Below are 16085 nucleotides of genomic sequence, written 5' to 3' on the forward strand. Positions count from 1 at the left end.
GAGAGAAATGGATAAAGCGCTGAAAGTGACGGATTAACCTCCGGGACTGATGGATAGAACGACACACACTACACTATATTTTTTTAGGGATGGAAAAGGAAATGGTTGTACCCTGATCAATAACACTGTCTATCGCTAATTCCACGCCAAATAATTGCTTCAGGCGTTGTTCCGTATTGATGAGACCAACGCTCGTTTTCTCTTTAGACGTCTTTGTTTCAAAACCAACACCATTATCGGTTATGGCTATTGTAAAGTTCTCCTTCTTCTCTTCGATGTAAATGGTCACAGTGCCACCTTCCTGACGTGGTAAAATGCCATGCTGAATAGCATTTTCGACAAGAGTTTGTATCGACAGTGGAGGAACAAACAACTTCATCTGATTAGGAATATCCCACTCAACTCGTATCCTGTCGCCAAAGCGAATTTGTTCAATTGCTATAAAGGCTCTGACCAGCTTTAATTCATAGTCGATTGGCACCGTTAAATCGACATTTTGGAAATCAAAGCTCATTTGTAGGTAATCACTGAAGGCAAGCAATAATTCCTCCATTTTTTCATTGTCTACACCCTGTAAGGAGATAATAGAGTTTAAGGTATTGAAGAAGAAATGAGGCTGAATTTGTGCTTGAAGCCATGCTGCTTCAATGCGAAGACGTTCCTCACTAGATTGCTTCATCTGTATCAGTGCCTGAACCCGTGATTTAAGCTCTATATATTCCATGGGCTTTTTGATGTAATCATTTGCCCCACTTAGAAAGGCTAGTTGAATATCTTCACTTTGCTGTCGAGCAGTTAAAAACAATAATGGTAGTTCTGATATAGAGAATTTTTCACGAATGTGCTTTGCCAAGTCATAGCCCGACATATGTGGCATCATAATATCAGAAATAATTAAATCAAAACTATTCTCTTGTAGTTTTTCCAGAGCTTCAGCGCCACTTAAAGCCGTTTCAATTTCAAAGGGTTCAGTTGAAAATGCATTAACTAGGACCTGCAAGTTTACAGCATCATCATCAACAATGAGTATTCGTGCATGGCTTGACACCAAGGTATGCTTTTCAGTGGAAGTGGCAATGCTTTGTTCTATTTGCGTGAAACCATTCATCAATGAAGAATATTTTAATAACATTGTATCCTTCTCAACATTTAAATCTCTGTCCGCTACTGTCTGACTTTTTGCTACTGGTAAAGAGAAAGTAAAGATTGAGCCCTTTCCAACAGAAGAGGTTAACGATATTGTCCCACCATGCAAGGCTATAAGTTCTTGGCAAATGCTTAAACCCAATCCAAGTCCACCACCTATAGAAGTCATTGTTGAATCAACTTGCTCATAAGGATCAAATATTCTTTCTTGGATATCTTTTTCAATACCAATTCCTGTATCTGCAACTGAAATATATAGTTTTTTACCGACTACTTCGGCATCAATCGTAATGGAACCTTGCTCAGTGAATTTAATGGCGTTATGAATTAAGTTCGCAAAGATTTGAATTAATCTTGTTTCGTCGGCTAAAACAAGTGGTGAGTTGATTGGTATGCGCACAACAAGCTCGATTGGTTTCCCTTTCAGCATAAAACGAAACATATTACTTACGCCACTTGCTAGGTTATAAGCATTCAAAGGTTTTGGTTGCAGTCGAAGGGTTTTTTCCTTTAATTTCACTAAATCCAATAAATCATCTAGTATGTGGGTCATATGATTACCGATTCTTACAAGTAGTCTTAAATCGCTTTGAGCTCCTTTATGTTCTTGCTTAGCTAAAATGGTTTGGGCAATAGTCATCATGCCATGTAAAGGGTTACGGAGTTCATGTGAGGTATTTGCGAGAAAATCATCTTTTGTATTTATTTCCTTTTGCAATTTCACAGAAAGTTTTTCTGTTTGTAAGGTTGTTTGAAAATAACGTGTAAACCAAAATGCTGATAATGCAGTAATACCGATTAGTAAATCAAAAGGGTAATGACTATAAGGCAAGACTTTATTTTGCTGTAAAGAGAAAAATAATGAATTGGTTGCTACAGCTGTTCCTGTTAATAATAAAAATATTACGCCCTTTTGCCCTTTTATAACTATATTGAATGTGAAAATAGTTATAATGGTAGGAGAGACAATAAAAAGTATTGTAAAAATAATTTTGGTTTTAAAAATATATTCAATTGGAGCTATTACAATAAAAGATAAATAGGTAGCACATAGCAAAGGGACGATCGTCAATATTTTAGGTTTAGAGTATTCTTTCATTAATTCACGTAAAAATAAAACAAAAAACATCATATTATTAATGTAAGAAAAATAATATAGTTTATTTGCCCAAATCCAATTAATAGAAATATAGCTAAATAAAATCTTATTACTAGAAACAAGTATCGTCACACAAGTCGAAATAATAATCATGGAAAAGTAAAGAAGAGATTTATTTCGAATGCCTATAAACCAAAGTAAAATCGTAAATAATAGATAAAAGAAAAAGACTAAACAAACGGCCATTTGAGTTGAAATGGAAAAAAACTTTGACCGCTCCATTGAGTGTAAATCGCCAAAAATAATTTCTCGTTGAAATCCACCTTGTACATAACGATTAGCTTGAACACCTTGTATAATAATTTCGCTTTTAGTAGTGTTGAGCGTAAAATAATAGGTTGAGGGTCTACCAATAGGGGCAATTTGAGTATTGTTCGTCGCTAGATTTCCAAGTCCTCCAATGAAATGACCGTTTATATAAAGCTCATAAGGTGCTAAGCCTTCAGGTATTGTAATGCCATACATCAGAGAAGATGTATGTTCTTTTAAAATAGTTAGACGATAAGAACCATAATGAATTTCATCATTATTTTCAAAATACTGATCCCAAGATTCTGGCTGATTCGTATAAATTTTATTTCGTTTAAATGATTTGGTATTTTCTGAAATGAGAAGGGTGTTAGGATAAAATTCCCATTCACTTTGTAGTTTAATACTAAAATTTTGGCTTGTATCAACATTTCTTAAATCAACAATCCCTTGAATAGCTGCGACTCCCGTTGAAGTGTTAGTAAAACTCATCCAAGTGAAGCGTGTAAGAGTTAGAAAACAAAAAAATAAACCTGCAATTAGAAAAATAGTAAAATTATTGGAAAATATTTTCTTTTTCATTATAAATAATAGATTTCGACAAATAGGCTTAATTCCCTTCAAAGGTAACGGTTTTTCTATCAATTATTTCAAAAAATAAACGATAATAAGTAGAGGATTAGTTTTTAAGGAGGAGCAAATATGAGAATCGTGCTAGTAGATGATGAACTTTTACCATTAAAGAGACTAAAAAACTTACTAGAAAATAGTAATGTCCCGGGAATTAAAATAGTGGGAGAATACACCGATTCTCTAAAAGTAATTGAAGAAATTCAGACGCTACAACCGAATGTTGTATTTTTAGATATAGTGATGCCCAATATTGATGGTTTAGCACTGGGTGAAAAAATACAAGAATTAATGCCTGACGTGGAATTTGTTTTTACAACAGGGTTTGATCAGTATGCAATAGATGCATTTAATTTACATGCTATTGACTATTTATTAAAACCTATACAAAAAATCCGGTTAGAAAAGACCTTAGAACGTCTTGAACAAATTAATAATAAACATAAAAATATCACAACTAAACATACAGTTATTAAGCTTTTTGGAGGGCTTAATGTTGTTGCTCCAAACGGTCATACACAGTACATGAAATGGCGGACATCTAAAGCTAAAGAACTATTTGCATACATGCTAGAGCATAGAAATGAAATGATTTATCGTGATACGATTCTAGAGTTATTTTGGCCAGAATCTGATATTGATAAAGCATCTAAACAACTTTATACAGCCATTTATACAATACGGAAAACATTGAAAAACTATGGGGTAGATGGCGTAAAAATTTCAAGTCCTTTGCTAAATTCGGGCTACAAACTAGTAGTTGAAAATATTGTGGTGGATGTAGAACAATGGCTATCTCGCTTAAAATTGTTACCTCCAATACAGCAGACAACAGTAGATGAACATGAACAGATATTCCAGATGTATACGGGTGATTATTTAGGAGATTGTGATTATTTATGGGCGGAAAGTGAAAGAGAACGCTTAAGGAGACTGTGGTTGCATCATGCTCAGCAACTAAGCGAGTTTTACATAAGAAATGAAAGTTACATTGCTGCCATAAAGGTGCAGGAAAAAGTGCAAGCACTATTCTCTGATGCAGAGGAGAACTATTTTACTTTAATGAAGCTTTACGATCTACTTAATAATACAGCCGCTGTTGAGGAGCAATACTGGCTATTAAAAAAGATGCTTCAAGAGCATTTGGCAGTGGAACCAAGTGAGGAGATTGAGGATTGGTATCGAAGCTGGAAACAGACAAATACCATGTCTCATGTAGATGCTTTTAACTAGTCAAAATTTTTAAGAGGCTGGGACAGAACTCGATTATATTGAAAAACAATAAAAATGGATATTAGCTTTTTCACTTTAAGAAGTTAAATATGCCTTCCTAAATCAAAAAAATGTTAGACCAATTATATCTTGGTCTAACATTTTTTCTTTTTGTGTGCTTTGAAAACCCCCTGCTATGCAGGGGGTTCCGGAAAGCTTTTAGCTATGGACAATAAAAAAACTCCAAACGTACAATAAAGTCAGGTCTAGTCAACCGACTTCGTACGAAAGGAGCCACCATAAATGGATAATAAAAGTTTAGCACATACAACGTGGAATTGTAAGTATCATATCGTCTTTGCGCCAAAGTATAGAAGGCAGATTATTTATGGTCAAATTAAAGCAGATGTTGGAAGAATATTGCGCCAATTATGTGAAAGAAAAGATGTAGAAATCATAGAGGCAACAGCCTGTCCTGACCATATTCATATGTTGGTAAGTATTCCTCCGAAATTGAGTGTATCTGCGTTCATGGGTTATTTAAAAGGGAAGAGTAGTCTAATGATTTTCGACCGACATGCAAATTTAAAGTATAAATACGGTAATCGTCAATTCTGGTGTCGAGGATACTATGTGGATACAGTCGGCCGAAATAAGAAAAAGATACAGGAGTATATAAAAAATCAATTACAAGAAGATATCCTGCAAGATCAAATGACGATGAAAGAATTCATTGACCCATTCACAGGAGAAGAAATCAAGAGAAAGAAAAAATAAGTAAGCCGCTTTAGCGGTTTGTGTGAAAACGGAGTGCGGTTGACGGACCATTCAGAATGTCTTTAGACATGGGCCAGTACCCCAGCGTTTCACGCGCAGAGCAAACCACCAGTTATACTGGTGGTTCTGATTGTCCCAGCCTCTTCTTTTAGTGTAATAAACCATCACGCTTAGCAGAGTTGTAATAGCTCATTGCGCCGTTTAAATTATTATAAGCATTTACGACTTCGAGTTGAGTTGCGTAATAATTGTTTACAATTGATTTCGCTTGTTCAATATAGTTATTTATATAGATCCACTCATTTTGTGAAGTCCATTTTGAATAATAAGGTACATCACTGCCATCGCCATTGTACGAAATTGAAACAAGGTCATTATAGGCTGAAGTGATAAGTGACTCTAAATAAGATTTATCGACATTATAGCCACCATTTGTGCCATACTTATAAGCATTTTTATAAGTTCGAATAGCATTGTTTAAATTATTGGTCGCGTTGGCAATATCAGTTTGAGTCGCATAATAATTATTGACAATTAACTGTGCAGAAGAAACAGCAGATTCGATTGCGTTTCTTTCTGCTTGTGTAGTCCAAGGAGAATTATAAGGTACATTTGATCCGTCCCAAGAAACCGTAACATATTGAACAGAATTAATTAAAGATTGTAGTGAAGCTTTATCGCCATAACCATATTTTGTACCACTCTTCTGAGCAGCTTGGTAGACTGCTAGTGCATTTTTATACTGATTAATGGCATTCTTCACTTGTTCTTGTGAGGCATTTGAATTATTTGCTATGACTCTTGCACTTGCTACAGCAGAATCAAACACTGTGCGGTCTGCTTGTGTTGTCCATTTATCCGTATTTAAAATATCATAGCCGTTTACTGATACTTGTACATATGGTGGGGATGCGATTAGTGTATTGAGTTCTTTTTTATCAATTACAGGGAGCGTTACGGAGACACGACTATCGTCTACTTGTACATTGTTTACAAGATGTCCTGAATCTAAAGCTACTTTAGTACCGCCTTTTACAACGATTTGCTCAATTTTACCCTCACCATAAAGGTTGAAATCTTTCGCCACATCAATTGTAAGCTTTTCTATATTAGACATAGCTTCAAAAGATGCAACTTTACCTACTACATCTACTTTGGAAAGAGTTTGGTCAGAAGATACATTGACTTTCGTACGTTCCAAATTGATGTTTGATGATTTCATATCGATTAAAGTAACGTATAGCCAACTTACTTTTTTCGTTACAATTGGTTTTAGTGTAATTGTTTCATCTACTGCTACTTCATCGAGTGTAACGGCTTTTTTTACTCTGTTTGTAATGATAAGCTGACCATCCACACTAACATCTTGAATCTTTACATAGTCTGCATTTACTGTAAGATCTCCAGAGATTTGTGCGTCACCTCCATCAAAATAGACAGATTTTTTGCTTGTACCTGCTTTGTTTAATATTAATGCGGTAACGTCGGTAATTTGACCATTTTTCACTACAATAGTAGCTCGGGCATTTGTTAAAGCTGTTTTATTTGAAGTATTAAATAGGGGCTTTAATGCCGAATGAATTCTAAATGTACCATTAGATGTTATTACAGTATCTTTTGTAATGTTTTTGATAGTTACGGATTCACCTATCACCTTTTTTGCTGCTGCTACCTGTGTCTCATATAAATTTGATTGAATTTGAGATGATGCGGCATTTGCAGTAGACATTGGTAATACTAGTGTCGCTGTAATAGCCGTGGCCATTAATGTTGATAGCGCTTTATTTTTCATGTAAGTCACTCCAATCATTCTATTTAATAGTTAATATATCATATTCTTCTATAATTTAGAATTCGAAGAGGATGTTTTACTATGAATCTCAATTCAAATAAGTCATTAGTCCTTTGTATTGAAAAATAAATGATTGATGAAGCATCGGTATTTTTCTCTATAATTCTGTAAATTTTCTACTTTATTCGCTAATTATTTTATTGTGATACAATCATCCATCCATTATTATTAGTATAAAAGTGGGGTGTTAGTTATGAAAAAATCAAGAGGAATTGCCTTAAAACTTTCTTCCCTAATAATAGGATTATTTCTTATTTTATTTTTATCCTATACAGTAACAACAGGGATTATTATAAAAAAGCAAAGTGTTGAAGACGCAGAGCATGGAACATTGCAAACAGCTGAATCTTCTGCCGCTATTATGAGTGAACGCTTTAAGAAAGCCAATACGACATTACAAACAACAAAGCGTATCATAGAAAGCCTGGAGAAGAATAATACGTTGTCTACCAAAGGTGTCATAGACATAATGGAAAATAATTTAGCTAACAATAATGACATTCTTGGGGTAGGAGCAATATTTGAGCAAGATTCTATTATTCTAGAACCAACTGAGGCAGCTTTAATAGATACTAAAAAGCGCTTTATGCCTTATTTAAGTAAAAACGGAAATGATATCACGGCTGCTCTAATCGAAGGTATTGATGATAAGAGTGTTTCTGAATGGTATTGGGTACCAAAAGAAGAGAGACGTGCAGTTTTGACGGAGCCCTATGAGTATAATGTAAACGGACAAAGCGTTTTAATGACAACCATTTCGGTGCCATTAATCAATGCTTCTGGAACATTTTTCGGTGTATTGACAGCGGATGTATCGATAGATTTTTTAAATGATTTAACAAAATCGAATGCCCCAGAAGGCGGTTACGCAGCAATTATTACCAATAAAGGTGTGCTAACAGCTAACAGTTTTGGTGAAGAGCTAGTTGGGCGCAATATGCAAGAGGATCCTACTTGGACAAGTATTAGTAAGACAATGGAAAATGGTGAGCTAACAAGTATATACGTTGATTCTAATCAGCTGAAGGAAAAAGCATATAATGTTTTTGCTCCAATGATTTTAGAGGATATTGACGAAACATGGACTGTTCAAGTCGTGCTAGCTGAATCAAAGATTCTAGAGACATATAATCATGTATTTGTATTTACGATTATTGCTTCTATTATTATGGTTGTTTTGATGACAGCAGCAAGTGTGTTATTCATCTATAAACAGTTAAAGCCACTTAAATTTTTACGTGCATCGATTGAAACTGCAGCTGAGGGAGATTTAACACAAAAGGTAGAAGAGAAATATATTAAGTCTGATGAAATTGGTGCAGTGGCGATTGCTTATAATAATATGCTAGATAAAACCAATAGTGCGATTCAATCCGTGCTTAATTCTACGATGTTATTGAACCAATCTTCTAATCAGGTACATGAGGCGTTTAATGAAGTAGTTGCTTCTAGTCAGGAGGTTTCTGTAGCTATCAATGAAATTGCACAAGGAGCTTCGAAGCAATCAGAGGATACAGAAGAAACAAATTATCGAATGATGGATTTATCTGATCAAATTGATGCCATTACGGCTCTTTCCAACGAAATGGATGAGCTATCTCATAAAACAGGTGTAACGACAGAAAAAGGATTGCATGAAGTTGAAAGCTTACGGGAGCGTAATATGGAGACAAATGAGATGAATGGGCGTATCCAGCAGCAAATGGAATCATTGGCCTCTAATATTGCGAATATTAATCAGATTATTGCTTCAATCCAGAGCGTTACCGAGCAGACTAATCTGCTAGCTTTAAACGCAAGTATTGAGGCTGCACGTGCTGGTGAACATGGTAAAGGATTTGCGGTAGTTGCAGAGGAAGTTAGAAAGCTGGCGGAACAATCTAAGAATGAAACAGAAATTATTAAGAGTACAGTAGAAAGCATTCTTGAAAATTCTCAGCAAACGGTTGCAGTCATTGCATCTAATGCAGATTTAATGCACGCTCAAAATGAGTCAGTACAAAGCACGCAACTAGCATTTAAAGATAGCAGTGACTTGTCAGGTTCAATTGCGAATTCTATTAGTGAATTAATGAATAAACTATCTAGTATGTTAGAGCATAAAAATCAGGCAATCATGTCCATCCAAAGTATTTCGGCTATTTCAGAGCAAACAGCAGCTTCTGCAGAACAAGTAAGTGCTTCTGCGATGGATCAACAAGCAGAATTACAAAAAGTAGCAGAGTCTATTCAAAGTATGAACGATATTTCAAATGAGCTACAAGAAGTTGTAAATCGATTTAAGCTTGCTTAAAAGGAAAGGCTGCCTTCAATATAGAGGCAGTCTTTCTTTTATTGTGAAAGTAAGAGAAATTGACCTAAAAAGAATTCAGCACTACTATTAACACTGGAAGGGGGACATTGATATGATGTATCTCGGAATGATTTTCTTTCAAATTGTTGTACCTATTTTAGTGTTACTTGTAATAGGCGCTATACTACAAAAGAAATTTCGCTTTAACTTAAAAGCATTGTCTCAGCTTATTACATATTGCTTTATGCCAGCGGCTGTTTTTGTAAATTTATATGAAACACATGTAGAATTATCTGTTCTGGGAGAAGTCGGATTATTTATTGTGCTCTTTATCGGTAGTCAAATGATACTCAGTCATTTGATGGCGAAAGGGCTAGGTTTAGCCAAAACAGAGGCAGCAGTCTTTAAAAATAGTGTGGTGCTTATTAATTCTGGCAATTACGGTATTCCAGTGGCTCAAATGATTTTTGCTACGCAACCTATTGGCGTAGCCATTCAGGTCATGCTTGTAATCTTTCAAAATATGACTACTTATACATATGGTTTGTACAATTTAATTTCCTCTACGAAGTCGGGTATGACAATCATCAAAGATTTCTTTAAAATGCCCATTATTCATGCACTGATTATAGGCGTTGCTATGAACTATTTTGATATTGGTATACCGCAGTTTATCAAAATACCGGTAGAGCATGTGGCAGATGGATTTATTGCTGTGGCATTAATTACCTTGGGTGCGCAATTGTCACAACTTGAGATCAAATCAATGTTTAATAAAACGGTCTTTGTCAGCTGTTTTACACGATTAATTATTGGACCAGCTGTTGCATTAGTCATTATTTATGTATTGGGATTAGATGGAGTCGTCGCACAATCACTGTTTATAGCCAGTGCCTTTCCAACATCTCGTAATAGTTCTAGTCTAGCATTGGAATATGATGTAGAATCAGCAACAGCCGCGCAAGCTGTTTTATTTTCAACTATTGTGAGCTGTATAACCGTAACAATTGTGATTTATTTTGCAGAAGTATTATTTACCTAGTTAGTTGAAAGATAAAAAATATAACTTCCATCTCTTAGTAATATCTGCTACACTAGCATCAAACTAAATAGTATTAACTAGGGGAGTCTGATGAGTCAGGCTGAGAGAGAAACGCTTAGAGGTTTCTTGACCCTTTGGACCTGATCTGGCTCATACCAGCGTGGGAAAGTTAAGAAGCTATTGCAGAGTATGCAATTAATAGACCTTTACATTCATGGCCGGATCCAAATAATTATTTTGGATTCGGCTTTTATTTATTTGATTGTTGGGGTGAGCTAGATTCGGTCCTTGTATCAAAATACATTTAAGGGAGAGAAGTAGCTCATGTCAGTAGTTAGTGAAAAGAATATTACGATTATGTCCAGCTTTGAAGGAAGCAAAAAAGTGTATTTGGAAGGATCGCGCCCCGATATTTTAGTACCTATGCGTGAAATCGCATTAAGTCCCACAACAGGTAGCTTTGGGGATGAAGAAAATGCACCTATTCGAGTATATGATACGAGTGGGCCCTATACAGATCCAGCCTACCAAGTAGATATTACGAAAGGTTTACCTGCCTTACGAAGTTCATGGATTCAAGAGCGGGGCGATGTAGAAGAATATGAGGGGCGCTCCATTAAACCAGAGGATAATGGTTTTCGTCGTGCAGATGACCCGCGTAATCATGAAAATGTCTTTCCTGAATTAGCAAGAAAGCCTTTACGTGCTAAAAAAGGTAAAAATGTAACACAGCTTCATTATGCGCGAAATGGCATTATAACACCTGAAATGGAGTTCGTAGCCATCCGTGAAAATATGGACCCTGAATTTGTTCGTTCAGAAATTGCAGCAGGGCGAGCTATTATGCCTTCTAATATTAATCACCCTGAGGCAGAGCCAATGATTATTGGCCGTAATTTCCATGTGAAAATCAATGCAAACATTGGGAATTCGGCGGTATCTTCGTCCATTGCAGAAGAAGTTGAGAAAATGACGTGGGCAACTCGATGGGGTGCAGATAACATTATGGATCTTTCAACAGGTAAGCATATTCATACAACGAGAGAATGGATTATTCGAAATGCTGCAGTGCCAGTGGGAACTGTGCCAATTTATCAGGCTTTAGAGAAAGTGAATGGCATAGCAGAGGATTTAACATGGGAGGTATATCGTGATACCCTCATCGAGCAAGCCGAGCAGGGTGTTGATTATTTCACTATTCATGCAGGTGTCCTTTTACGCTATGTACCACTTACGGTAAATCGTGTAACAGGCATTGTATCTCGTGGGGGTTCTATAATGGCACAGTGGTGTTTATATCATCATCAAGAGAATTTCCTTTATACACACTTTGATGAAATCTGTGAAATTATGAAAGCTTATGATGTTGCTTTTTCCTTAGGTGATGGTTTACGTCCAGGCTCAATTGCAGATGCCAATGACGAGGCACAATTTGCAGAGCTTGAAACACTAGGTGAACTAACGCAAATTGCTTGGAAGCATGATGTTCAGGTGATGGTTGAAGGGCCAGGTCATGTACCGATGCATCTCATTAAAGAAAATATGGATAAGCAATTAGAGGTTTGTAAGGAAGCGCCCTTCTATACATTAGGCCCACTAACAACAGATATTGCTCCGGGTTATGATCATATTACCTCAGCCATTGGTGCAGCGATGATTGGCTGGTTTGGTACAGCGATGCTTTGTTATGTGACACCGAAAGAGCATCTTGGCTTACCGAATCGTGAGGACGTTCGCGTGGGCGTTATTACTTATAAAATTGCTGCACATGCTGCTGATTTAGCAAAAGGGCATCCTGGTGCACAACAACGAGACGATGCACTGTCTAAAGCACGTTTTGAATTCCGTTGGCGTGATCAATTCAATCTGTCATTAGATCCAGAACGCGCAGTGGAATATCATGATGAGACACTGCCAGCAGAGGGAGCAAAAACAGCTCACTTTTGTTCTATGTGCGGTCCTAAATTCTGTAGTATGAGAATTTCACAGGATATCCGTAATTATGCTAAAGAAAAGGATTTAAATACTACTGAAGCGATCCATCAAGGTATGAAGGATAAGGCGGAGGAGTTTAAAAAAGCAGGTAGTCAAATTTACCAATAATGAAAGAAAAGGCTTATGTCAAATTATAGACATAGGCCTTTTCTTAATCAAAAAACTCCATGTGAATGATGGATTCACATGGAGTAAAAGTTGGATTTGGATATCAATAATAAGTGGAATATTAAACGTTTGTTGGTTGTTTTACATATGGGTTTGTAAGGTCCATACCTTCTAATGAAAGACCCATCGCTTTTGCAACACCTTCACCATATGCTGGATCAGCTAGATAGCAGTGAAGGATGTGACGACGCTTGATGAATTCTTCAACAGAAGCCATATCATTCGCTGTATTTTCAAATAGGCGTTGTTGCTCTTCCGCAGTCAATAGACGGAATAGTTTACCTGGTTGTTCAAAGTAATTATTATCGTCTTCACGGAAGTCATGAATACCTGCATGACCATCAATGCGTAATTCAGGCTCTTTATGGTCTAAGTTATGCTCCCATTCACCATAGCTATTTGGTTCATAGCCTAATGTTGAACCAAGGTTGCCGTCAAAGCGCATTGCTCCATCGCGGTGGAAAGTACGGAATGGGCATTTTGGTGCGTTGACAGGAAGCATATAGTGGTTTACTCCTAAACGGTAGCGTTGTGCATCCGCATAGGCAAAAATACGACCTTGTAACATTTTATCTGGTGAGAAGCTGATGCCAGGAACAATGTTAGATGGTGCAAATGCAGCTTGTTCCACTTCTGCAAAGTAGTTGTCCGGGTTTTTATTTAACTCAAACTCACCTACAGGAATTAATGGGAAATCTTTTTTATACCATACTTTTGTTAAATCGAATGGGTTGTATGGTAGCTCACGAGCTTGCTCCTCTGTCATAACCTGAATATACATTTTCCATTTAGGGAAATCGCCTTTTTCGATTGCTTCATATAAATCACGTTGTGAAGATTCACGGTCTTGACCAATAATCTCATTCGCCTCGGCACCAGTTAAGTTTTTAATGCCTTGCTCTGTACGGAAGTGGAACTTAACCCAAACGCGCTCATTATCAGCATTGATAAAGCTATACGTATGAGATCCAAAACCGTGCATATTGCGGTAACCAGCTGGAATACCACGGTCAGACATAACAATTGTCACTTGATGAAGTGCTTCAGGTAATGAAGTCCAGAAATCCCAGTTAGAGTTGGCATTTTTCATATTTGTACGTGGGTCACGTTTTACCACGTGGTTTAAATCTGTAAAGTGTAATGGGTCACGGAAGAAGAATACAGGTGTATTATTCCCTACTAAATCCCAGTTCCCTTCTTCTGTATAGAATTTAAGGGCAAAGCCACGAATATCTCGCTCAGCATCTGCTGCGCCACGCTCACCAGCAACTGTAGAGAAACGTGCGAACATTTCTGTTTTCTTGCCAATCTCTGAGAAGATTTTCGCTTTTGTATATTGTGAAATATCATGCGTTACAGTAAAAGTACCAAATGCACCTGAGCCTTTTGCGTGCATACGACGTTCTGGAATTACTTCACGGTTGAAATTTGCTAATTTTTCAACTAACCATACATCTTGAAGTAAAAGAGGGCCGCGTGGACCTGCTGACATAGAGTCATGGTTACTTACTACTGGAGCACCACCTGCTGTTGTAAAACGACGGCTACGATCATTTGCGTTTGTCATATTAGTTTACCTCCTGAAAAAAATGTGAGTCAAACTCTTCATCTATAACTATAACAAATATAAAATAGAATTGCTAGTACATTGTAATAATTATCGTTAAAGAATTTTTATATTTAAGTATAAACTATAAATATATGCGCTAGACATGCGGATTATACATAGTTTTTAACTTTAATTTATCTTTTCAAATCTCAATTTTAAAAACAATTGTAAGGCAAAGTTCAAGATAATGACTTCATCGAACAAATCTTTATTGAAAATAAAATCAACTAAATGAAAATTATTTTAATCAAACTTTTAATTTTTTCTATATCGGTTAGGTGTAATACCAATTTGTTGCTTAAATAATTTTATGAAATAATTTGGATCATCAAAACCGTTTAAATGAGCGATTTCACTAATTGCGAAATCTGTTTCTAGCAGCATTTTTGTGGCATGATGAATTCTTACTTGCTGTAAATAGCGCTGAAATGGCAAGCCTTGCTTCTTTGAAAAAATTGTACTTAAATAATTGGGGCTTATTCCGAGCTTATGAGCGACAAAGGGAAGAGACAATGCGCTATCTTTAAAGTGTTGATCAATTATTTCTAAAGCTAGTTCAACATAATCGGCTCGCTTCTCCATTCGAGCTTCCCTTGCTAATTCAATTAATGTCTGTGTAAAAGAAATAATCCCATTGAGAATCGTATAAAATATAGGATGCTCAATGATTAAGTGAAATAGCTGACGATAGTTTTGTTCGATAACTGCTTTCTCATGTAATTTATATTTCAGCATAAAGCGCCGAATTTGTGCTAAAACACTCGTCAGATGAATACGTAGGTCATCTTGCTCGTAATAGATGCCTTCATTAGAAAGTCGATATAAAAAAGTTTTAACGGCCTCTAAGTTCCCATCTTCCAAACTACTTATTAATAATTGTTGCTCTTCTGGTGTTAGTAAAGGATCAAAGGGCTGTGTTTCAAATTGTTTGCTCGCATAAAAAATATGGCCAAAGCCTTCATAAAAACTTTGATGTAGTGCACGCTTTGTTAATGTATACATATCTTTAATGGTTGTAGGTGTTCCGTCATATATCCCGATATTTAAAGAACTATTACTAATCAATCGCCATTCCTTCATAAGTGTACGTACATCCTTCTCTACAATCTTTATATCATTTGTTTGAAAAAGACATACGATTCTATTAGATAGAGGATAGGTTTTCATATGAAAGTGAATGGGTGTTTGTTGAAGCCAATTGTAAAGCTTACTGAACGTTTCGATATGTTCGGGTTCAATCATTGTAAAATGTATCGTTGTTTCAATTGAGCTAGATTTATTATCTAAAAATAATTGATTATAGAAGGAATCGTTCGTAGTCTCCTGCTCATCTTCCGTAACTTGTGGTGTGCGAAGAGAAATGACTGTGAGTTTTTTCTTTAATAGCTCTAAATCAATAGGCTTCACAAAAAGATGAGCTACCTGTAAATCAATTGCCTTCAACGCATTTTTAAATAATGGCTCTGTTGTCATTGCTAAAATCGCACCGGAAAGTTTTTGTAAATCGCGATAAAGAGCTGCTAAACGATTATTAGGAAATAAATCGATATTTAGCAGTATGGCATCTGGCTCAAATTGCCGAATACTTTGAGGCACCTCTGAAATACTTGTACACATTTCAATGAAAACATCTCCAGGGAAATATGTATGTAAAAACCATTTTATACCTGCTAGGTCGGTAGGATCTCGATCAATTAATAACAGCTTCATACCATCAACCTTTCTTAAAATATTCTAGTTTCATATAAAAGTACGGTTATATTAATAAAAATAACATAGGAATCTGAAAAAAGTCTTGTTTTCTCTTTTAAAATTCTCTATATTCTGAAAAAAGGTTGTTAGTACAATGTAAATAGAGTAATTGACCATCAGCAGAAACCAACTTTTATTATGAAAACGCTTAAAAGAAGTTTAATACTGATGTTTTAGATATTACGAAAAAATGAATGAAGA

The 16085-nt window shown here is 36.0% G+C and carries 9 protein-coding genes and 1 riboswitch; of the genes, 5 read left to right on the plus strand and 4 right to left on the minus strand.

All coding sequences use genetic code 11. The features are described 5' to 3' along the window. Positions 1 to 73: 73 nt before the first annotated feature. The gene (locus tag MHB40_RS01180; protein WP_342533740.1) at positions 74 to 3046 is read right to left on the minus strand and encodes an ATP-binding protein; all 2973 of its coding nucleotides are present in this window, start codon (positions 3044 to 3046) and stop codon (positions 74 to 76) included. Between the two features lie 210 nt (positions 3047 to 3256). On the opposite strand from MHB40_RS01180, the gene MHB40_RS01185 reads away from it, so the two are divergent. Next, positions 3257 to 4417 carry a response regulator gene (locus tag MHB40_RS01185; RefSeq protein ID WP_205446484.1) on the plus strand — a complete coding sequence of 387 codons (1161 nt, stop codon included), beginning with the start codon at positions 3257 to 3259 and terminating at the stop codon, positions 4415 to 4417. A 282-nt stretch (positions 4418 to 4699) separates the two neighbouring features. After that, entirely contained in the window at positions 4700 to 5173 is a 474-nt protein-coding gene (gene tnpA / locus MHB40_RS01190) for an IS200/IS605 family transposase (protein WP_036129052.1), read from the plus strand. Positions 5174 to 5321: 148 nt separating this feature from the next. Here the strand turns inward: tnpA and MHB40_RS01195 are convergent, their stop codons facing one another. Beyond that, positions 5322 to 6965 (minus strand): S-layer protein, encoded by a 1644-nt coding sequence (locus tag MHB40_RS01195; RefSeq protein WP_342442231.1) that lies wholly within the window; start codon positions 6963 to 6965, stop codon positions 5322 to 5324. A 253-nt stretch (positions 6966 to 7218) separates the two neighbouring features. On the opposite strand from MHB40_RS01195, the gene MHB40_RS01200 reads away from it, so the two are divergent. The 3 genes from MHB40_RS01200 to thiC all read left to right on the plus strand — a co-directional run bounded on the left by MHB40_RS01200 (position 7219) and on the right by thiC (position 12463). Continuing rightward, positions 7219 to 9318, plus strand: a complete 2100-nt coding sequence (locus MHB40_RS01200; RefSeq protein WP_342442232.1) for a methyl-accepting chemotaxis protein — start codon at positions 7219 to 7221, stop codon at positions 9316 to 9318. A gap of 112 nt (positions 9319 to 9430) precedes the next feature. Then, positions 9431 to 10360, plus strand: a complete 930-nt coding sequence (locus MHB40_RS01205; RefSeq protein ID WP_342442233.1) for an AEC family transporter — start codon at positions 9431 to 9433, stop codon at positions 10358 to 10360. A gap of 69 nt (positions 10361 to 10429) precedes the next feature. Beyond that, a riboswitch (TPP riboswitch) is annotated at positions 10430 to 10544 on the plus strand. Positions 10545 to 10684: 140 nt separating this feature from the next. Then, positions 10685 to 12463: a phosphomethylpyrimidine synthase ThiC gene (gene thiC / locus MHB40_RS01210; protein WP_342442234.1), complete on the plus strand. Its 1779-nt coding sequence runs from the start codon at positions 10685 to 10687 to the stop codon at positions 12461 to 12463. A 121-nt stretch (positions 12464 to 12584) separates the two neighbouring features. Here thiC and MHB40_RS01215 read toward each other — a convergent pair whose 3' ends face one another. Both MHB40_RS01215 and MHB40_RS01220 read right to left on the minus strand, forming a co-directional pair. Further along, positions 12585 to 14090, minus strand: a complete 1506-nt coding sequence (locus MHB40_RS01215) for a catalase (protein WP_342442235.1) — start codon at positions 14088 to 14090, stop codon at positions 12585 to 12587. A 297-nt stretch (positions 14091 to 14387) separates the two neighbouring features. Beyond that, the gene (locus tag MHB40_RS01220; RefSeq protein WP_342442236.1) at positions 14388 to 15842 is read right to left on the minus strand and encodes a helix-turn-helix domain-containing protein; all 1455 of its coding nucleotides are present in this window, start codon (positions 15840 to 15842) and stop codon (positions 14388 to 14390) included. Between the last annotated feature and the right edge of the window lie 243 nt (positions 15843 to 16085).

This window comes from Lysinibacillus sp. FSL K6-0057, from assembly GCF_038630885.1.
Classification (GTDB): Bacteria; Bacillota; Bacilli; order Bacillales_A; family Planococcaceae; genus Lysinibacillus; species Lysinibacillus fusiformis_F.